The following is a 20,732-nucleotide window of genomic DNA, read 5'->3' as shown; positions in this document are numbered from 1 at the left end:
GATGGTAGATTTGAGTAAGTTACACAAAACGGTTTCGATATAATCACTTAAACAACTTTGATATATTTAAAATTGTGATCGCTATTTATCCTGGTAGCTTCGACCCCATCACCTTGGGACACCTTGACCTCATCCAGCGCGGGAGTCGGCTGTTTGAGCGGGTGATTGTCGCTGTACTGCGGAACCCCAACAAGATGCCACTTTTTAGTGTGGAGCAACGGCTAGATCAGATACGTCATTCTACACAACATTTATCGAATGTAGAAGTAGACAGCTTTGATGGTCTTACCGTCAACTATGCTCAAATGCGACAAGCACAAGTTTTGCTGCGGGGTTTACGGGCTGTGTCAGATTTTGAAGTGGAACTGCAAATGGCTCACACCAATAAAACTCTTTCTACCGAAATAGAAACAGTTTTTCTTGCAACCTCAAATGAATATAGTTTTTTAAGTAGTAGTGTGGTAAAAGAGATTGCAAGGTTTGGTGGCTCTATCGATCATCTCGTTCCCCCACACATTGCCCTGGATATATACCAATGCTACAATCAGAAATCTCCAATGTTGAACCCAATCTCAACGGAAGCAATCCCCCCCCTCAAGAATATCTCGGTGGAGAGGGAAGCATAGATATTCAACAAGAACTCAACCGCCTAGAGGAAATAGTTCTCTCTAGTCTCAGGATTCCGCTGACGGGACGCACGCTCATCGATGAAGAAAAGTTCTTGGATCAGCTTGATTACATCCGGCTGGCTTTACCATCGCTTTTTCAAGAAGCAGCAGCAGTTCTTGAGCAAAAGGACGAAATTTTGCTGGAAGCGGAAGAGTATGGACAGCAGGTTGTTGAGGCCGCACAAGCAAAAAGAGCGCAAATTTTAGCTGAAAGCGATATCATTCACCAGGCGGAACAAGAAGCTGAACAACTACGGCGACAAGTGCAACAAGAGTGTGAGGGAATAATGCAAGAAACCCTCGCTGAGATTGAACGTAAACGGTATGCTTGTCAGCAAGAATTAGAGATGATGCGACAAACTGCGATCGCTCAGGCTCAAGAAATTGAAGATGGTGCCGATCAATATGCCGATGGACTTTTGGGAAATATTGAGCAGGATCTCAAAGAGATGTTGCGAATTGTCACCAACGGACGGCAACAACTGCAAATTGATAACCTCACCCAGCGCAATTCACCTCCTGGCAAAAAAAGATAGAGGTTCTAACGAGAGATGGGGAAAAATTATCGGTTGGGTTTCGCTACTGCTTAACCCAAAGATTTTTATGAATGAAGACTTTTTGGGAAGCTATCTGGTAAGCTGTTCCATATTTAAATTGCATAGGGCGGGCAAGATACCCACCCCACAAGAGTTGTGTTGAATTCATATAGATGTTTTTTAGCTATTCAACACCTAATTACAAAGTATATGTAAAATCTTCCACCAGCATACCGGGAACCAAACTACCTCCCAGTTGGCGACTTTCATAAGTTCCTACTTCGGGAATGAATTCTTGAAAAGTGGTCAAATCTACTAAGTTTTCTCCCCAGAATCGATAGAGACTTTCATCAAAACGTAAGTTTTCAATAGGTGCAATAATTTCTCCGTTTTCTACCCAAAAACAAGCATAACGAGTCATACCTGTGATTCTACCAGTGTGGCGATCGCTCCAATTCAAGTAATGCAAATTTGATACATATAATCCTGTATCTAAACTCGGAAGAATCTGTTCAAATACTAAATTTCCCGGACTCACTTCTGGCGCTCGTAAAGTCTCTGAACCATTAGCGCCATTGGCAATTTTTTGATATTCCTTAGCAGTCCGAGAATTCACCAAAGTATTGACCAAATATCCTTTTTCTATTACAGATAACTCCGGTGCTGCTATTTCTCCCAATTCATTAAAGCGTGGTACTAATCCCCGTTGAAAGTTTTCTTTCAAATTAAATGCAGTGGAAAGCTGTTTTTCTTTACGCCATAGAGCAGCTAAAGAACTGTTTCCTTGCTGAATATCAGCTTCGCTTACAGATCCCCAAGAAAGCATCAATAATAAATCTGCAACAGCAGCAGGTGCAAAGTAAGTTTTGTACTGTCCCCGTGGCAATTCTTTAACTGGACGAGCAAGCAATTCTAGTTGTTTTTTCGCTTCGCTAATTTTGGCGATATAAGCAGATTCATCCCAATCACTCCCGGCAAATGTGCCTTTAACGGCTTGTCCAGAGGTGGAAAATAGAGAATAATCTAAGGTAAAAGAATCAGTAGCAAACCAGTGTTTTTGACCGCTAGAATCACCATAACCTTTAATTACCACTCCCCCTGCATATATCCCGGTAAAATCCAATTCTGCAACTAGTTCTAGCACAGTTGGTACTACTGCCTCAGCCGCCAATAAATTCCCAGAATTTATTTCTCGACTAGTATTATTTCCTGATGGCAAAACTAGATATGGATCGATGGGTAGTAGAATAAGTTCGTCGCGTAATTCCTGCAAAGCGGTATATGCTAACTGCCAGTCTACCTCCCAATTTCCAGTAAAGGGAAACTGCCGAACACTATTGCGCTGCTCTTTCATCAAAGTCAGTTCGATCCAACCATCTGCAACACAACCAGTTTGTCGTACTTTCGCATGATTAAAACGAGTAAATTGACTTATTTCACTGCTGAGTCTCACAGTAAATTGTTCATCTTCTGCTTTTTTGATCAGCAAACTTTCAATCAGTCGATTAAAGCTGACTTCTAATGCAGATAATTCCTCAATTTTCATGGATATTAAATATTAATAGGGAATAGGTAGATGGGATGACGCAATTACGAATTACGAATTATCTAAGTTCCTCCACCAAAAACTTCGACGTTAGCAAATACACAGACAGGTGAACCGTGTCCTACCCAAATGGCCTGATTTGGTTCTCCTTTACCACAATAAGGAGTACCATACATTTGCCAGTTTGTCGCATCTCCGACTTTAATTAGACTATGCCAAAACTCTGGTGTTGTGGCGCGATAGTTAGGATTACGAAGGGTTTTGGTGAGTTTACCGTTTTCAATTAATTTAGCGTACTCACAACCAAATTGGAATTTGTAGCGGCGATCGTCAATTGACCAAGAACGGTTAGATTCCATGTAAACGCCGTGTTCTATCCCGCCAATAATGTCTTCAAAATTACCATTGAGAGGCTCTAAATTCAAGTTACCCATGCGATCGATCGCTGGCCGATTCCATGAGGAAGCACGGGCACAGGCAACTCCTGCTACACCTGCTCTGGCTTGACTTTCCAGACTGCCTAAACCCCGTTGCAGTACACCTTCTTTAACCAAATACTCCCGTGTTGCGACAGCACCCGTATCATCAAAGCCGTAGCTAGCAAATTCACCAGGTACGCTGGGATCAAAGGTAATGTTCATCAGCGGCGAACCATAAGCTAGGTTGCCAAAATCACTTTTATTAACAAAGCTACCTCCAGCATAGTTACGCTCATCTCCCAAAATTCGGTCAATTTCTAGAGGATGCCCGACACTTTCATGGATTTGCAGCATCATCTGATCTGGGGCTAAAACTAAATTGGTACGGGTGGTTGGGCATTCTTCTGCTGTCAAGAGTTCTACTGCTTGTTCGCCAATTTGCCGCACCCGATGCCATAAGTTTTCTTGTTTTAATAGTTCGAGTCCACCTTGGTAGCAGTTTGCTTGGGAGCCGTTGTTGCTGCGCTGCTGTACAATTGCTCCATCTTGGGCAGTGGCTCCGTAATTAGTGCCTATAGATAGTATTTTTTGATAGACTTCTGAGCCGTTGCTGCTGACAAACCAAGATTCTCTCTCGGTTGTGCTAGCACTAGCTATGGTTTGCACAATTTTGTCATCAACTTTGAGCGTTTGGCAAATCCGAATCAGTAAATCGTTGATTTCTCCCGGACTCAGAGCATCTAATGGTTCCAGAAATGGCGATTTATATTCACCAACGACTTTTGGACGCTCGCTTTCACGGAAGGGATGTATCCACCATTCACTGGCTGCTAGTGCCTGTTTATAGGCTGTTTGAGCAGCCGCTTGCAGGGAAGATAGTTCCAGAGAGTTAGTAGCTGCATAACCCAGACTGCCATTAACCAAAACTTCCAGCATGGCTCCAGCAGTGAAGGATTTGCCGTTTAGTTGGGGTAAGGCGTCACGAACGAAACGGGTAGTAGAAGTTTCCTTTACGGCTCTAATACCAATCCAATCAGCGGTTATATCGAAACTAGCGATCGCTTTTTTAAGTTCAGACCACATAATTTAAGGAATGGGGAATAGGGAATGGGGAATAAGGAATGGGGAATGGGGATTTTCCTCCCTACTCCCCACTCCCTAATTACGATGCCAGCGCGTACTATCACGGCTATCAATTAGCGTAATACCTTGTGCTTGAAGTTCGTCACGAATGCGATCGCTTTCGGCAAAATTTTTAGCTTGACGTGCTTGTTGCCTGTGCTGGATTTTCGCCTCAATTTCCGCATCGCTTAAACCATTACTCGTGTGAGTTTCGGTTTCTATCTCGGCTTCTAAACCTAAGACTCCAGCTAGTGTGACGAGTGTTTGCCATTGCTGGTGTAACTCCTCTGCTGACGTTTCGGTTTTCCCTTCATGCACAAGAATATTTCCCTCACGGCGCAATTCTTTGGCTAATTCAAACAATACTGTTAATCCACCGGGAAAATTAAAGTCGTTATTTACACTTTCTTGGAAGCGTTCAACATCTGAATTTTGGATTTTAGGTCGCACCTTTGGTGCGCTTTCAGCGCAACTTGGATTTTGGATTAGGGAATTTTCACCCTCCTCTAGTTCCCATTCTAGTTTTTTACCGTATTGGTAGCCGAAGAGTAAGCCTTCTTTAATGGTGTGCCAACCGTTGGTTGCTGCGGCGATCGCTTCGTCGGTAAAATCTATGGGTGTGCGATATTGAGCAGTCAGTACGAATAACCGCACTGCCATCGGGTCAACTCCTCGATCCAGCAATTCTCGAATAGTGGTAAAGTTGCCCAAAGATTTGGACATTTTTTCACCATCTACCTTCACCATGCCGTTATGTAACCAGTAACTTGCTAAGGGTTTTCCGGTTACAGCCTCAGATTGGGCAATTTCGTTTTCGTGGTGGGGAAAAATTAAGTCAGCACCACCGGCATGAATATCTATGGTATCTCCCAGGCGATCGCGCACCATTGCCGAGCATTCTATATGCCACCCCGGACGACCTGCGCCCCAAGGTGATTCCCAAGCAGGTTCTCCCGGTTTTGCTGCCTTCCACAAAGCAAAATCGAAGGGGTCTTTCTTTTTCTGATATTCTGGATCTTCGACGTTGACGCGATCGCTTTTCCCTGCCTGCATATCTTCTAACTTACGTCCCGAAAGCTTGCCATACTCAGAAAACTTTCGTACTGCATAATACACATCGCCATCAGCAGGGTAGGCAAAACCTTTATTTTCCAATTCATGAATTAACCGTTGAATGCCATTCATCGTGTGGGTAGCGCGGGGATATTCATCAGCTTCCTTGATTCCCAGGCGCGCCATATCCTCAAAATATGCTTTGATGAAGCGATCGGCTACAACTTCCATTGATGAATGTTCAACACAGGCTCGATTCAGAATCTTGTCATCAATATCAGTAAAATTTTGGATATATCGGACTTCATAACCGATAAACTGGAGGTATCGGCGCACTACATCCCAAACGATGCAAGCTCTAGCATGACCCAAATGACAGTAGTCGTACACCGTCACGCCGCAGTAATACATCTTAACCTTGCCTGGTTCGACTGTTTCAAACGGTTCTTGACGACGGGTGAGGGTATTGTAAAGGGTTAGGGTCATAATCAATTCAAAATTCAAAATTCAAAATTCAAAATGGGAAACCTCGTGTTGGCAAGCGTCCTGGCTGCTGACTGTATGGAAGTCAAAAGTCGAACAGCTTAACAGGTGTAATCCTGAATAGGGAGATACGCAATAATAGGGGAAAGCAGCTGGGATGACAGTCCAGCATCCCTATGCTAGTACGTCACGGTGGAAATCAACATAACTATTGGGCAAAATCTCGAAAGCCCAGAAATCAAGGGTTTTTGACTTTTGACTTTTGACTTTTGACTTCCGCATAGCGGCGTTAGTGTTTTCTGGACTATTTTCGCTACATTACTATTTTTTGACTATTTGATAACAGCGCTATGCAATCAGCAGTTACACCCGAATCTTCCGCAATGGATACGCCTAAACAAGGAATGCCAGTAACAATTATTACAGGTTTCCTCGGTAGTGGTAAGACGACTTTACTTAATCATATCCTCAACAACCAACAGGGTTTAAAAACCGCTGTTCTAGTGAATGAATTTGGTGAAATTGGCATCGACAACGAGCTAATTGTTTCCACTGGTGAGAATATGGTGGAACTAAATAATGGTTGTATCTGCTGCACTATTAATAATGATTTAGTAGATGCAGTTTACAAAGTTTTAGAACGCCAAGAAAATCTAGATTATCTCGTAGTGGAAACAACTGGATTGGCAGATCCGCTCCCAGTCGCTTTAACATTTCTGGGCACAGAATTACGGGATTTAACCCGTTTGGATTCGATTATTACCGTGGTAGACGCGGCGAATTACAGCCTAGATTTATTTAACTCTGAGGCAGCGTACAGCCAGATTGCTTATGGTGATGTGATTGTGCTGAACAAGGCTGATTTGGTTGATGAAGCCACTTTGAAGGAGTTAGAAAGAAAAATTAATGAAGTTAAGGAAGGAGCGAGAATCATTCGCGCAACGCGATCGCAAGTGCCACTTCCTTTAATTCTGAGTGTTGGTCTGTTTGAGTCAGATAAATATTTTGACACAGTGGTGGATGAACACGACCATCACGATCATGAGCATCACGACCATGATCACGATCACTCAACATGTGGTCACGATCATCACGACCATGACCACGATCACCACGATCATCACCATCATTCTGACCATTTAGAAAATGATGGTTTTACTTCCATCTCTTTCCAAAGTGACAAGCCTTTTTCTATTAGGAAGTTTCAGTATTTCTTAGATAACCAACTACCCTCAAATATCTTCCGAGCCAAGGGCATTATGTGGTTTGATGAAAGTCCAAAGCGTCATATTTTCCACCTTTGTGGTAAACGCTTTACCTTGGATGATGATGAATGGCAAGGTAAATTGAAAAATCAGCTAGTGCTGATTGGTCAAAATTTAGATCGTGAGACTTTAATCAGTCAACTCGAAAACTGTATTTGTCTACCTTCAACCTCTCGCGGTAAAGGCTTTGGCAAATAAATACAGACGCGATGAATCGCGTCTGTACAAAAGTTCATTACTCGTTCCCAGGTTCCACCTGGGAATGCCTTCCCAATGCCTCCGCCATCGATTTTGAACAATGAAAATGAGAGAATAGCAACGCCGAATAGCCCATCGTAGTCATCGCTTCCTCACTCCCCTGCATTTACGTGCGAGTGTTTCGCCAATAATTACGTTAGCGCAGCGTTAGCGACGTAGGAGCATAATTACGAATTACGAATTAGTTAAAATGCGTGTTATCATCCAGCGAGTTAAATCATCTCAAGTTGTCGTTAACGGCGAAATTGTTGGCAAAATTGGGCGGGGTTTAAATTTACTCGTAGGTATTGCTAATACCGATACTGATACTGAACTCGACTGGATGGTTCGTAAGTGCTTAGAATTGCGGCTGTTTCCTGACGAAGAAGGAAGTGATCGTTGGCAAAAATCTGTACAAGAAATTGGCGGTGAGTTACTGGTAGTCAGTCAATTTACCCTTTACGGTGACTGTCGCAAAGGCCGCCGTCCTTCTTTTGACCGTTCAGCGGCTCCCCAATCAGCAGAAGATTTGTATAATCGTTTTGTTACCAAATTAAGAGCTAGCAGTTTGCAAGTGGAAACAGGTCAATTTGGTGCAATGATGCAAGTGACAATTGAAAACGATGGCCCCGTAACTTTATTACTTGAAAAATAACTAGTCTAAATATATACACGCAGAAACGAATAACAATAGCCTCTAGACCGTGGTGTTCTAATTGATGAGAGAATATTAAATTAACCATCACCAAAGCTTAAATTCATTTATCATGGCGAAAATCCAGTTTTCTAGAGGTATTGACGAAGAAGTAACTCCAGATGTGCGCTTGACGCGATCGCGCAGTGGCGATAGTGGCACAGCAACATTTATTTTTACGAATCCAAAGATTTTAGATCAAGGTAGCACCGAAGATATTACCGGGATGTACTTGATTGACGAAGAAGGAGAGATAATTACCCGCGAAGTCAAAGCTAAATTTGTCAATGGGAAACCGGAAGAATTAGAAGCACTTTACGTGATGAAATCTGTCCAAGAATGGGATCGCTTTATACGCTTCATGGAGCGGTATGCTGCCGAAAACGATCTAGGACTGAGTAAAAATGAGGCATAGGGTATAGGGCATTGGGCATTGGGCATCGGTAAGCCAAAACACATCTAATTTGCATATTAAAATCTTCTCAATCTATTGTGGGGTGGGCATCTTGCCCGCCCTGATTATGCAACTTGAATGCTGATTAGCTTAATTATTGTCATAACCCAATCGCCAATCCCCATACCCAATTATCCAGGATCACAAAGTTCATGACTTACCGATGATGTCACAACCTCACCCAGACTCGCCGATAATTACGGTAACTTGTGCTGTGGTTACTGTTAGCGATACACGCACTTTTGAAACAGACAAAAGTGGCCAGCTAATTCAGCAGTTACTCGTTGGTGCTAACCATGCTGTGGGAGGCTACACGATTATCAAAGATGAACCAACACACATTCAAGGGCAGATAGAAAATCTGGGTAAAAGTGCAAATTTGGATGCTGTAATTTTCAATGGTGGTACAGGTATTGCACCAAGAGATACCACTTATGATGCCATTGAGAAGTTACTGGAGAAGACTTTGCCGGGATTTGGTGAGTTATTTCGTTTTTTAAGTTATCAAGAAATTGGTTCGCGGGCGATCGCTTCTCGCGCTGTTGCTGGTGTTTATCAAGATAAATTAATTTTCTCGCTTCCTGGTTCTAGTAATGCGGTGCGACTGGCGATGGAAAAACTGATTTTGCCCGAACTCAATCACTTGGTAAGTCAGGTTGGTAAGGGAATGACATGAGTAGCCGTTTAGAAAGTTACTATGATAACTTTTGTAAAACTGAGGCATGAGGTACTGAAATCATCCTTTCTATCCTTACATCTTGAGGCTACCCAGAATTATAGTGAGACGGATGAAATTTTAATATCAGATCAGCATGGAGCCTATTTACTGGAATTGCATAATTGCTCACGGCATCACTGCATTTTCATACTTTGGCATCCCCATAGTCATAGGGGTTTTCTTTGCCAAAACAAAGGCAACTATCCCTTCTAAGTTTTGGCTAGCCTTTTTCTTATCGGGTGGATTCGTGCTATTTTGCGGATTTCATCATTTTCTGGCGATCTTTGAGCCGTATATGCCAGTATCTCTGCTACATTTAGGCGTGCTAGATGTAATGGCATTTATTTCTTTGTCTGCCTTACTCTACCTGACGCCAACCGCTTATCTAGTTGTAAAGGCGATCGCCAAATCTCAAGAAGATACCCGCGAACTTCAACGCAGCCAGCAAATGCAACAGCTATTTCTAGATCAGGGGCCATTTGCAGCATATATCAAAGATGAGAAATCTAGAGTGCTTTACTACAACCAGGAAATACAGTCTAGATTTTCGGTAGATTCACAAGAATGGTTGGGAAAAACGGATAGTGAATTTTTGCCAGATCCCGAAGAGGGGCAGCGGGTTATGGAGAACGATCGAGTTGTTTTGAAAACTCTACGTCCCTTGAAGCTAATTGAAGAGGTAAAAGTACCTGGTAACAATCAGCCGTGCTACTGGCTATCATTTAAGTTTCCGTTTAGCGATTACGCAACGGGCGCTTACCGTATCGGTGGGATCAGTATTGATATTACAGAAACCATAGAAGCACAGCGATCGCTCACCGATCTCAATCAGCAGCTAGCAGAAAAAACACTGGAATTAGAGGAAAAAAAACGAGAAATTATACATCTCTCAGATATGGCGGATATGCTTTATTCTTGCGAGTCTGAAAATGAGGTATATAAAGTAGTTGCTTTAACTTGTTCCAAGCTATTTCCGAATATAAGTGGTTCTATCTATATCATTTCCAATTCCAAGAATTATGTTCAGATGAATAGTTTTTGGGGAGGTGAAAGAAGCAGTGAGGAAATATTTTCACTATCTGATTGTTGGGCATTGCGGAGAGGAAAATTAAATCTTTTATCGCCTCGTAATTTAGGACTGACGTGCAGCCACTTAATACAGCCAGTTAACGGTACACATTTGTGTGTTCCATTGTTTGCACAAGGCGAAGTAGTTGGGATCTTACACATCGATGCACTTGAAGAAATCAGTCCAGAAGATCAACAAATTATTGAGATTATTGCTAGAACTTTCGGTATTGCACTGAATAATTTATCGATAAAACAACGTCTAACCCATGATAACTTGCGGGATGGGATGACCCAACTATTCAATCAAAGCTATACGCAGAGTATAACAGAACAAAGGCTAGCTGAAGCTGAACGTTCGGGACAACCTCTTAGTATTATTTTTCTTGATATCGATAACTTCAAATCTTACAACTCGCGCTATGGGCACATCACTGCCAACATTGTTCTCCAAGGATTAGCAAAATTACTGTTAAAATCTATTCGCTCTTTTGATATTGCTTGCAGATGGGGTGGTGAAGAATTTGTGATTGTGATGCCTAATATGACACTAGAAACGCTTAGGAAGCGAGTAGAAAAATTAAGGATAGATATTGAACAAATGCAATTGAAGGACAGCGATCAGATCCTCGAAGGTATCACTGCTTCTTTTGGAATAGCTGTATCAGAACCAGGGATTACGGTTAAGGATTTTCTGAATCGGGCAAATCAAGCGATGCTTGAGGCAAAGCGAACAGGAAAGAATCGAGTTAGGGAGTATGTAAATACCTATAATTAACGTGAGTTCGACGAATCATATAGTGTCCATCTCAATACTGCTCGGTTAAGCATTTTTAACTCGGAATTGGGTTTTGGTTAAAGGGTAAAGGTTAAAGGTTTTTTCTTTCCCCTTTTCCCCTTAACCGACAAGTATTGGTGTCCATCTAATTAGCCGTAAAAAAGACCTCTCCCTGGTTTTACTATGCAAAACCGTCCCTCTCAGACTCGGAGAGGGACAGACTTGAACTTTAGTTCAAGGCAGGTAGAGGTTTATCGAACTCACGTTGATAATTAATGTCGGAATTTTTTCCTCCTACCAAAAAAACAACTCCCTGAAGATTTGGGAGTTGTTTTTTATATTCAAGTAGTTTTTAAAACATTCAGAATGGAGCGATGCCTGCGGCGGGCTGCGCCTATGCTAAACAGATGGTAGCCAAAATAGCGGCTATTATATAAAATACTCCAACTACTTGCAATTCAGACCAGCCAGTAAGTTCTAAATGATGATGTAAAGGTGCCATTTTAAAGAGACGTTTACCTTTGCCATCGGGTCCTTTCGTGGCTTTGTAATAACTTACCTGTGCCATCACTGAAAGGGTTTCTACGAAGAAGATACCACTGAGAATAAACAGAGCTACTAAAGTGTTTGTCAATAAAGCTACAGCAGCTAAAGCTCCTCCCAGTGCCAGAGAACCAGTATCTCCCATAAAAACGCGGGCTGGGTTGCGATTATGGGCTAAGAAACCTAAACACCCGCCACTTAAAGCAGCACAGAAAACCATCAATCCTGGTGCTGTCGGTGCGACTAAAGCACCTAATGCCAAAAGTGCGATCGCAACTGTTCCTGCTGCCAAGCCATCAATACCATCTGTTAAATTAGTCGCATTACTTTCTGCAACTAGCACAAAACCAGCTAAAGGCCAAAATAGAAATCCTAATGGTAGTGTGAAACCCACCCAAGGCAAAGCAATATTTGTAATATTAGAAGGTTGATTAAACATCAGCCATAGACAAAACACAGCCGCAAAACTCACCTGCAAAGCTAGTTTTGTGCGGGGAGATATACCTTTATTTGATTTCCGGCGCAGAATTTGCCAATCGTCAAGCCAGCCAATCAATCCATAGCTGATTGTCAAAGCCGAAACTGCAAGTACTTCTTGAGAAAAGTTAGACAATATACAGGCAAGCAGTACAGATACAGGTATAAAAAATATACCGCCCATTGTGGGAGTGCCTGCTTTTTTGAGATGAGCTTGGGGCCCATCTTCGCGAATTATTTGCCCAGTTTTAAGTGCTTGAAGTAAAGGTATTACCCAATAGCCCACCACACCTGAACCCAACGTACACAACAGCAGTGGCAGAGTTAGCGACATGCTTTGCCAGGGTAGCCGATTGGCTATCGAATCCAAGAAAAATGCTGTTGTACCTAGCCCTATGGCTAATAAAGAGGCGAGAGCGATTCCAGAAATATTTAATCCTTGCTCAGGAGATAATTTAGCGTCCACAAAAGTTTCCCTTCACTCCACACTTATAAAATTGAATACTAGTAACTAGGGATACTACCAAGTCCCTAGCCTCAAAAGGCTAATCCTCAGCGATTCCTATATCGTCATCATCATCATCGAGGTCGTAGCCAATTCCATCTTCTACACCCATTAGGGAGTCTATTCCTTCTTCGTCAGCTTGAAAATCCGGTTCGTGAACGTCACGGGCGATGATGCGACCATTATTTTGTAACCAGTCCAACAAAGAAGACTCTGGCTTTAGGGGGATGACATCGGCTCGTTGGTTACGAGCTGCTTCACGTAATGGAGAGTTCAACATATCGAGTCAGGACAAGAAAAGGTTGACGTAAGTTGACATTTAGAGTCTATCACTTGACACGGATTAATTTAGTTATCTTTTCAACCCTTTGGTTGATAAATCCGCATTCAGATAGAAATTTTTTTATTTAATAAGCATAAGGCTTAGTCCAAGCAATTCTTAGTAATTTTTATGGCTCTACATATATGTCATTAATATCTTGTTTATGCTGATGGAAAGTGAATAATTTTTGAGGTGACAGGCGATGATGGGAAAAGCGGCTCTTATGGATGCGATCGCTGGTACAAATCGCGGTCTACTAGCGACCGAAGCACAGAAACAAGCTATCTTAGCAGCGATCGCTACTTTAGAAGACTTTAATCCTACACCCCGTCCGGTGGAAGCTAGTAATTTGCTAGATGGCAATTGGCGATTACTATACACCACTAGCAAGGCTCTTTTAAACTTAGATCGTCTACCCTTATGTAAACTGGGTCAAATCTATCAGTGTATCCGGGTAGAGACTACCAGCGTTTACAACATAGCTGAGATTTATGGCTTACCTTTTTTAGAAGGATTAGTCAGCGTTGCTGCTAAATTTGAGCCTGTTTCAGGTCGGCGTGTCCAAGTAAAATTTGAGCGTTCTATTATCGGCTTACAACGTTTAATAGAATACAATTCTCCGGTAACTTTTATCCAACAAATTGAAGAAGGTAGAAAATTTCCCGGAATTGATGTTGCCATAAAAAGTGACAAACAGCAAGGCTGGTTAGATATCACTTATATAGATAACGACCTGCGGATCAACAGAGGTAACGAGGGAAGTGTGTTTGTCTTAACTAAAACATAAGCTTTTACAAAATAGCTATTTGCGAATGAAAGTATACTATAACGTCTACCTTGTCAAGTAGGGTCTAATACCTTTTGCAATTTTAGATGTGCTATGTGATCGGGGAGATGAGGAAGAAGCAAGGGAGCAGGGAGTAAGGGAGAAGAGTTTTCCCCTCAGCAAGGGCAGCACCCCGCCCCTCTGCCTCTTTTCAATGCCCAATGCTCCATACCCCATGCCCAATTCAGACAAATAACTTAACAAAGACTCCTGCTGCGACCTTGAGGATGTAGAGTGAAATCAATTAGCCCTCTAGATTGGCGATTGATAACTAAAAGGGAAAATAATCATGGTTCAACGTGGTTCTAAAGTACGTATTCTCCGCCCTGAATCCTACTGGTTTCAGGATTTAGGAACTGTGGCTTCCATTGACCAAAGCGGCATCAAATACCCTGTAATTGTCCGCTTTGAAAAGGTCAATTACTCTGGTATCAATACCAACAACTTTGCCCAGGATGAATTAGTCGAGGTTGAAGCACCAAAGGCTAAACCACCTAAAAAATAGCAGCAACGCTATAAGGGGGTTGTTTGATGCGATGATGAAGGGTAGTCTTAAGTCTGAAGTATGAAATCTGAAATTTTCAGTTCATTCATTCTTCGTTCTAGCCTACCCTAATCTACGAGAGCCGCCCTGCGGGTATTTACGGTTTCTTTTGGGTAGTAATACGAGCTATATACGGCTATGTAAGTTACTATCCCATCTCTCCTTCATTGATCGCTCAAATAAATCACAATTGCCTGCTTAACTCAGCTTGAATGCCTGAACTGCCTGAAGTTGAAACAGTCCGAAGGGGTCTAAATCAATTGACCCTCAACCAAGAAATCACGGGTGGAGATGTGTTGCTCGATCGCACCATCGCCTACCCGTTTTCTGTTGGTGAGTTTATTAATGGAATTGAAAAAAGTGCGATTGCTGCTTGGCATCGTCGCGGTAAATATCTCCTCGCCGAACTCTCCTCATCTTCCGGCTGGTTAGGGGTTCATCTGCGAATGACCGGTCAACTACTGTGGTTAAATCGAGATGAACCACTACACAAACACACGCGGGTTAGATTATTCTTTGGGGATCGGCAGGAATTACGTTTTGTCGATCAGCGAACCTTCGGTAAAATATGGTGGGTTCCGCCTGGTGTTGCTGTAGAAAGTATTATCACCGGTTTGGCAAAATTGGCAGTAGATCCATTTTCACCAGAATTTACTGTTGAATATCTAGCAAGCAAACTCCAAAACCGCCGCCGTCCGATTAAGACTGCGCTACTGGATCAATCGGTGGTGGCGGGATTAGGTAACATCTACGCCGATGAAGCGTTGTTTAAGAGTGGGATTTTACCTGAAACCTTGTGTATAGATTTGCAGCTAAAGCAAATTGAACTTTTGCGAACCGCCATCATTCAAGTGTTAGAAACCAGTATTGAGGCTGGTGGGACGACTTTTAGTAATTTCTTAAATGTTAAAGGTACTAACGGCAATTATGGTGGTGTAGCCTGGGTTTATAACCGCGCTGGAGAACCCTGTCGAGTTTGTGGTACATCAATTCAACGGATCAGGTTAGCTGGGCGTTCTAGTCATTTTTGCTCCCAGTGTCAAACGTTAAGGGGAGTCAGGAGACACGATTAATCGCGTCTCTACAAGAGTTAGGAGTTATAACTCGGAACTCTTTTAAAATACAGGTGAAAGACGTTACAAATTTGAGAGAGGAATTCATGGCAGTCAAAAAAGGAGATACGGTTCGCGCTGTGCGCGAGAAACTAGAAAACAGTCTGGAGGCTAAAGCCAGTGATCCTCGCTTTCCTTCTTATTTGTTTGAAACCAAGGGCGAAATTGTCGATATCAAAGGTGATTACGCCCTGATTAAATTTGGGAACGTGCCAACACCTAATATTTGGTTACGCGTGGATCAACTCGAAGAGTTTAAATAAGTAAAAAGAATTCAGGAGTCAGAATTCAGAATTCAGCATTTATGAAGAAGGGGAAGGGGGAAGGGGGAAAGGTAAAAACCGTACTGCGTCCCGCTCCGCTAACGCCCGCAAGTGGCGCGACCTGTTCATCCCTTTCCCCTTTAACCTTTAACCTTTTCCCTTTTATTCTGACTCCTGAATTCTTGCTGAGAAAAATCGCATCTTATATTTATGTCTTCTTCCCCTAACTCGCCAATTGTCTGTAATTTACCCCGTGTCACCATCGTCGGTGCGGGTAGGGTTGGTAGTACTTTAGCTCAACGCGTTGCAGAGAAAAACCTGGCAGATGTCGTTTTACTAGATATTATTACGGGAATGCCTCAAGGTTTGGCACTGGATTTGATGGAAGCTAGGGGAATTGAAACACATAATCGCCAGATTATCGGCACAAATAATTATGCTGATACATCTGGTTCTCAAATTGTGGTGATTACCGCCGGACTTCCCCGCAAACCAGGGATGAGTCGGGATGATTTGCTGAAAATTAATGCCAAGATTGTGGTGGAAGCGGCAAAAAATGCGATCGCTCATTCTCCCAATGCTATTTTTATTGTTGTCACCAATCCCTTAGATGTGATGACTTATTTAGCTTGGCAAGCAACAGATTTACCACGCGATCGCATTATGGGTATGGCTGGTGTGTTAGATTCTGCCCGTTTTGAAACCTTCATTGCCCTAGAATTGGGGGTTTTACCCGCCGATGTCAAAGCAATGGTATTGGGTAGTCACGGCGATTTAATGGTTCCCTTGTCTCGTTATGCTACAGTGAACGGCATTCCTATTACTGAATTGCTGGATGCGCCCACAATTGAACGCTTGGTAGAAAGAACTCGCAACGGTGGTGCAGAAATTGTGGAATTGATGCAGATGGGTGGTGCTTTTTTTGCTCCGGCATCGGCTACTAGTGTGATGGTAGAATCGATTTTATTAAATCAGTCGCGGTTGTTGCCTGTGGCGGCCTATCTGCAAGGTGAATACGGTTTAGATGATGTTGTAATTGGTGTTCCCTGTCGGTTGGGATGCGGTGGAATTGAGAGTATTTTGGAATTGACGCTGACTGATGAAGAAAGAGAGGGTTTGCATATTTCGGCTCGATCTGTGCGTCAAAATATTGAGCGATCGCAAGAAATAATTCGTGATTTGTAGAAATAGCAGCAAAAATAAAAGGCAGTAGGTTCAAATCCCACTGCCTTTTTATTGTTATTCCAGAATTCATCACCTTATGAAAACCAACATCACAAGATTGGTTTGGTGTTAGCGGCGAGAATCCTGATCTGCGGGATCGCCGTAGGGATCTTCGCTGGCTGGACGGACATCACCAAACTCCCCTGTGTCTGCGGGGTCGCCGTAAGGGTCTTCGCTAGCTGGGCGAACGTTGCCGTAAGACGATATATCTGCGGGATCGCCGTAAGGGTCTTGACTGGCTGGGGTGACGTTGCCGTAAGATGCCGGATCTGCGGGATCGCCATAAGGATCTTCGCTGGCTGGACGTACATTGCGATCGCGAAATTCGGCATCTTGATCGGCTTGATCGCTGTTCGACCCCAAAAGTAAGTCTTTCGCCTTTCGGAAAAATTCATTTACCATAATCTGTCTCCTGATTTAAGTTCGTGTTTCCGACGGGCGCGATCGGCGTTATCCTCTGGGAAACCCGCTTTCTTATTTACACACGCTTCGCTGATTTAGAGTGCTGGTGCTGCGGATGAAGTTATACCAGTGAGATCGCGACCTGTGGCACTGCGGTTATAGCCTTGGAATTCCCGATACTTTTGTGCTTCCGATTCTGGTACGCGAATTCCTTCTGCTGGTGGCGTTACCCAGTGAGCGCGATGTTCAGCATCACGGTAGTATACACGCCCATTCTTGGAAAGATAGTATTTACCTTGCGCTCCTTCTTGGGGAGCATTTTTATGTTGGTTGTAGAGGTAATAAAGTCCAGCCGCTCCTGCCAAAATAGCAACTTTTTGCCCTGTAGACAAGCCCTTCTTAGCTTCGGTTTGGTTGGTGCGATCGCTCACTGTTCTACCGACGGTATCATCCACTGGTGGTGGAACTGAAGCGTTTCTGGAACCGCCTCCACAGCTACTTAACAAGGGCACCATTAGCAATGCCGAAAGCATGACTGCAAATAGACGCGAAACTATTTTACGTTCTTTATATATTGTGTTCATTGGATTTCGTTCTCACCTGTATTTGCTAAAAGCCTTGCTGTTGCAAAAACAAAGTTGGAATTCCTGTTATTTCGCGGGGAATTGAAAAAACATATACCACTTAATTTACAACTGCACAGCTACAGCGTTGTTTCTCTATCATGATCGTGGATTTTCTCAAGTATTCCATCCTGCCTTCGAGAGAAGCTGCATTCATCCCAAGGAAATATATTATTGATTTTTTATGGGTCTATTTAGCTGAAACGCTGGAATCTTCAGCAATTTCTCGGTTATTTTTCCTGCGTAAATAATTTAAAAAGATACAGTTACTATGATGCTTTTTGTCAAAAAGTACACTCAACATGACATCAAAAAATACTAGCACTCGTCTTCTTTTGGCTTTGTGGGATTTGGGAGGAATGCAGCAAGAAGTTAAGAAAGGTCAGCTTACAAAGCGAATTGTATCGAAAAGCCAGAAGGTAGCAGATTATCAGGGCATATTCGACGATTTACAGAAAGAAGGTGCGATCGCAATTTCCAAAAAGGGATATTCTCTCACATCTGGCAAGGGTTTAGAGGCATTGGGTGAAGGTTTGAGAAGTGGCGATTTTAAGTTTGAAGGGACGATTGTTGGTACTTGGGCGGCGAATGCTTTGGTGAAGTGGATTAGTCAGATTGATATTGCGGTGACTGGTGCAGATGTACTGGTTAATGGTAAGGGTGCGATCGCTTCTTACGACGAGTTTAAATCTGTGGCGTTGGAAGTCTACGACAAGCTGAACTATGAGTACAACTTTAATAATCTAGTGCCAATTTATCGCATTAGAAGAGGAATTGGCGATCGCGTGAGTCGTACAGAGTTTAATGATTGGCTGCTGGAAACCCAAGCTAACGATATTTTGCAACTACAGGGCGGGAGTGTAGAAGACAGCGCACCCGACAAAATTGAAGATTCGGTAGCTACAGAATTAGATGGATTACGTTGCTACGCCACACGCCTTAAACCTTAAACCTTATTTGACTCTTCACACATTAATTTCACAACACTATGACTGTTACCACATCTACCATTGATGATCTGATTCAAAATCAAAACCCTTTTGCAGGACATATTGTGGTTAGACCGCAACAAATATGGGGTAAAAGTTTTCCTGATGTTCCCTCAATTAATGCTCATGCTTCTAATGCAGTCTTTGATGCTGTTGATAAAGTCCGTAAAGGAAAACGTGAAACTGTAGGTATCACAATCACAGCAGAAAAAGGGTTAGGTAAAAGCCATATTATTAGTCGGATTCGCCACCAATTACAGACAGGGGATGGTAGCTTATTTATCTATATGAGTAAGTATGATAACTTGAATCAAATTAAGTCTCTGTTTCTGCAAAGTGTCGCATCTAGTCTCAGAGCTTTTGGTAGTCAAAAAGTAATGCAATGGCAGGAAATTGCAGCAGCTTTAATTAACGAAGCCAAACAGTGGGAATATACACCACAACAGTATATTAATATGTATCCAGGTTGGTTGAGCCAACACTCAACTAAAGCGATAGTTCATTTGACAGAAAGTGTTCTGAAAGTCAAGCCTGAAATAACTAACCCTTACATAGTGAAAGCAATTTTGTGGACACTTTCTCCAGTCCATATTAATTATGCGAGCTATTGGTTATCTGGTTTGGAATTAGCAAAATCACAAGCTGAAGAAATGGGGTTGCCAAATCCTAAAAGCGAGGATAGAGAAGCTGAAGCATTAAGCACTGTTCGTCAAATACTAGATATCACTAGTAATTATCGAGTTCCAGTGATTTGTTTTGACGAATTAGATATAACCGATGCTGCTGATAATGGATTTTTAGCAGCACAAGTTATTGCAAACTTAGTTAAGGATTTATATAACAGTCTAAAACAAGGTGTTTTATTGTTAGCAATGTATCCTCGTACCTGGGAAGACCAAATCAAGGCTTTACCAGAAGCGGAAGCAGTTATAGATAGATTAGTCAGCGATCAAGCTGACAGACAGCCTATAAAATTAAGCTTTCTCAATTCTGATGATATCGTTGCTTTAGTTAGTCAATGGTTACAAGACTTTTATGAGGAACATCAACAAATCCCACCTCATCCTCTCTATCCATTTGATGAAACTAAACTCAGAGAGCTTGGTAAAAGCAGACCTACAGTTAGGTCAGTTTTAAAATGGTGTACAGAGAATTTCATACCTCCTTTACCTCCTATACTACAAGCACATCCAGTTAAACCGTATTTCGATAATGAATTAGTGCAAGTTGAGGCTTCTATTGATTTTTTAATGGAAGATCAAAAAAATATTGGTGATGCTCTTTGGTTAGCTTTTAATAGTTTAATCGATGAAACTGTAGAGGGAGTAACAATTAAAGACATTGAAGAAATAGAAGCTAGTTCAGCAGATAAGGGTTTTATTGATTTCAGAATTGTTGGCAATAATAGGAAAGTTAAGATCGGAGTAAGTGTAATTCAGCAAGATGGTAGGTTTATAGGTGCTGCCTTGAAGCGACTAATTGATTACAGAAAATTTGACCTAACTCGTGGTTGCTTGGTGCGTTCAAAGAATATTAATCCAGGCGCAGCATTAGCTAGACAGCATTTGAGAATCCTGTTGAAAGAAAAGGGTGGAGAGTGGGTAGGCTTGCAAAGCCAAGATATTAAACCTCTTTTAGCAATATTATTTGTTTACTATAATAGTGAAAACTATAAAATAACAGAAGAACAAATTTTTGATTTTATTGAGCAGAACCAACTAGCAATAAATAATCCTTTGATTCGAGAAATACTTAGCGATCCTTCTGGACAAGAACCTACTAATTTAACTGATGATGGATTACCTATTAGTATTCCTCAAAGCGTTGCTACTGCCGATTACATCGAACTAAACCTATAGCT

At 42.3% G+C, this 20,732-nt stretch carries 21 protein-coding genes; 14 read left to right on the top strand and 7 right to left on the bottom strand.

Annotation, left to right across the window (positions count from 1 at the left end):
- The first annotated feature begins 74 nt into the window (after positions 1–74).
- Complete coding sequence (gene coaD / locus FD723_RS24240) at positions 75–626, top strand: pantetheine-phosphate adenylyltransferase (protein ID WP_179067646.1); 552 nt, start codon at positions 75–77, stop codon at positions 624–626.
- Positions 536–1,204 (top strand): DivIVA domain-containing protein, encoded by a 669-nt coding sequence (locus FD723_RS24235; RefSeq protein WP_179067645.1) that lies wholly within the window; start codon positions 536–538, stop codon positions 1,202–1,204. Before coaD ends, FD723_RS24235 begins: the two co-directional genes overlap by 91 nt.
- A gap of 199 nt (positions 1,205–1,403) precedes the next feature.
- Here the strand turns inward: FD723_RS24235 and FD723_RS24230 are convergent, their stop codons facing one another.
- The 3 genes from FD723_RS24230 to cysS form a co-directional block, all read right to left on the bottom strand.
- On the bottom strand, positions 1,404–2,750 hold the full coding sequence (locus FD723_RS24230; protein WP_179067644.1) for a TldD/PmbA family protein: 1,347 nt from the start codon (positions 2,748–2,750) through the stop codon (positions 1,404–1,406).
- A gap of 62 nt (positions 2,751–2,812) precedes the next feature.
- Positions 2,813–4,252 carry a TldD/PmbA family protein gene (locus FD723_RS24225; protein ID WP_179067643.1) on the bottom strand — a complete coding sequence of 480 codons (1,440 nt, stop codon included), beginning with the start codon at positions 4,250–4,252 and terminating at the stop codon, positions 2,813–2,815.
- Between the two features lie 75 nt (positions 4,253–4,327).
- Positions 4,328–5,830: a cysteine--tRNA ligase gene (gene cysS / locus FD723_RS24220; RefSeq protein WP_179067642.1), complete on the bottom strand. Its 1,503-nt coding sequence runs from the start codon at positions 5,828–5,830 to the stop codon at positions 4,328–4,330.
- A 347-nt stretch (positions 5,831–6,177) separates the two neighbouring features.
- On the opposite strand from cysS, the gene FD723_RS24215 reads away from it, so the two are divergent.
- The 5 genes from FD723_RS24215 to FD723_RS24195 all read left to right on the top strand — a co-directional run bounded on the left by FD723_RS24215 (position 6,178) and on the right by FD723_RS24195 (position 11,041).
- The gene (locus tag FD723_RS24215) at positions 6,178–7,290 is read left to right on the top strand and encodes a GTP-binding protein (RefSeq protein ID WP_179067641.1); all 1,113 of its coding nucleotides are present in this window, start codon (positions 6,178–6,180) and stop codon (positions 7,288–7,290) included.
- A gap of 250 nt (positions 7,291–7,540) precedes the next feature.
- Positions 7,541–7,984 (top strand): D-aminoacyl-tRNA deacylase, encoded by a 444-nt coding sequence (dtd, locus tag FD723_RS24210; RefSeq protein ID WP_179067640.1) that lies wholly within the window; start codon positions 7,541–7,543, stop codon positions 7,982–7,984.
- A gap of 112 nt (positions 7,985–8,096) precedes the next feature.
- Positions 8,097–8,438 carry a photosystem II reaction center protein Psb28 gene (psb28, locus tag FD723_RS24205; protein WP_179067639.1) on the top strand — a complete coding sequence of 114 codons (342 nt, stop codon included), beginning with the start codon at positions 8,097–8,099 and terminating at the stop codon, positions 8,436–8,438.
- A 202-nt stretch (positions 8,439–8,640) separates the two neighbouring features.
- The gene (locus tag FD723_RS24200) at positions 8,641–9,153 is read left to right on the top strand and encodes a molybdenum cofactor biosynthesis protein B (RefSeq protein ID WP_179067638.1); all 513 of its coding nucleotides are present in this window, start codon (positions 8,641–8,643) and stop codon (positions 9,151–9,153) included.
- A gap of 136 nt (positions 9,154–9,289) precedes the next feature.
- Positions 9,290–11,041, top strand: a complete 1,752-nt coding sequence (locus tag FD723_RS24195) for a diguanylate cyclase (RefSeq protein WP_179067637.1) — start codon at positions 9,290–9,292, stop codon at positions 11,039–11,041.
- Positions 11,042–11,435: 394 nt separating this feature from the next.
- Here FD723_RS24195 and mraY read toward each other — a convergent pair whose 3' ends face one another.
- The gene (gene mraY, locus FD723_RS24190) at positions 11,436–12,527 is read right to left on the bottom strand and encodes a phospho-N-acetylmuramoyl-pentapeptide-transferase (RefSeq protein ID WP_179067636.1); all 1,092 of its coding nucleotides are present in this window, start codon (positions 12,525–12,527) and stop codon (positions 11,436–11,438) included.
- Between the two features lie 79 nt (positions 12,528–12,606).
- Positions 12,607–12,846, bottom strand: a complete 240-nt coding sequence (locus tag FD723_RS24185; RefSeq protein ID WP_179067635.1) for a DUF3134 domain-containing protein — start codon at positions 12,844–12,846, stop codon at positions 12,607–12,609.
- A gap of 244 nt (positions 12,847–13,090) precedes the next feature.
- On the opposite strand from FD723_RS24185, the gene FD723_RS24180 reads away from it, so the two are divergent.
- The 5 genes from FD723_RS24180 (at position 13,091) to mdh (ending at position 16,818) form a co-directional block, all read left to right on the top strand.
- On the top strand, positions 13,091–13,675 hold the full coding sequence (locus FD723_RS24180; RefSeq protein WP_179067634.1) for a PAP/fibrillin family protein: 585 nt from the start codon (positions 13,091–13,093) through the stop codon (positions 13,673–13,675).
- Between the two features lie 328 nt (positions 13,676–14,003).
- On the top strand, positions 14,004–14,219 hold the full coding sequence (locus FD723_RS24175) for a photosystem I reaction center subunit IV (RefSeq protein ID WP_069073932.1): 216 nt from the start codon (positions 14,004–14,006) through the stop codon (positions 14,217–14,219).
- A gap of 251 nt (positions 14,220–14,470) precedes the next feature.
- The gene (locus FD723_RS24170) at positions 14,471–15,331 is read left to right on the top strand and encodes a DNA-formamidopyrimidine glycosylase (protein ID WP_179067633.1); all 861 of its coding nucleotides are present in this window, start codon (positions 14,471–14,473) and stop codon (positions 15,329–15,331) included.
- Between the two features lie 86 nt (positions 15,332–15,417).
- Positions 15,418–15,633: an NAD(P)H-quinone oxidoreductase subunit O gene (locus FD723_RS24165; RefSeq protein WP_179067632.1), complete on the top strand. Its 216-nt coding sequence runs from the start codon at positions 15,418–15,420 to the stop codon at positions 15,631–15,633.
- Positions 15,634–15,843: 210 nt separating this feature from the next.
- Entirely contained in the window at positions 15,844–16,818 is a 975-nt protein-coding gene (mdh, locus tag FD723_RS24160; protein ID WP_179067631.1) for a malate dehydrogenase, read from the top strand.
- 108 nt (positions 16,819–16,926) lie between these two features.
- Here the strand turns inward: mdh and FD723_RS24155 are convergent, their stop codons facing one another.
- Together FD723_RS24155 and FD723_RS24150 are read right to left on the bottom strand one after the other, a co-directional pair.
- A complete protein-coding gene (locus FD723_RS24155; protein ID WP_179067630.1) occupies positions 16,927–17,259 on the bottom strand; it encodes a translation initiation factor in 333 nt (110 codons plus the stop codon).
- Between the two features lie 95 nt (positions 17,260–17,354).
- Positions 17,355–17,843 (bottom strand): hypothetical protein, encoded by a 489-nt coding sequence (locus FD723_RS24150; protein WP_179067629.1) that lies wholly within the window; start codon positions 17,841–17,843, stop codon positions 17,355–17,357.
- Between the two features lie 341 nt (positions 17,844–18,184).
- Between FD723_RS24150 and FD723_RS24145 the strand changes: the two genes are divergently transcribed.
- Positions 18,185–18,832 (top strand): hypothetical protein, encoded by a 648-nt coding sequence (locus tag FD723_RS24145; RefSeq protein WP_179067628.1) that lies wholly within the window; start codon positions 18,185–18,187, stop codon positions 18,830–18,832.
- A gap of 38 nt (positions 18,833–18,870) precedes the next feature.
- Entirely contained in the window at positions 18,871–20,730 is a 1,860-nt protein-coding gene (locus FD723_RS24140; protein WP_179067627.1) for a hypothetical protein, read from the top strand.
- The last annotated feature ends 2 nt before the right edge of the window (positions 20,731–20,732 follow it).

The sequence above is a fragment of the Nostoc sp. C052 genome (genome assembly GCF_013393905.1).
Taxonomy (GTDB): Bacteria; Cyanobacteriota; Cyanobacteriia; order Cyanobacteriales; family Nostocaceae; genus Nostoc.
This window is presented reverse-complemented; position numbering and strand designations above follow the sequence as displayed.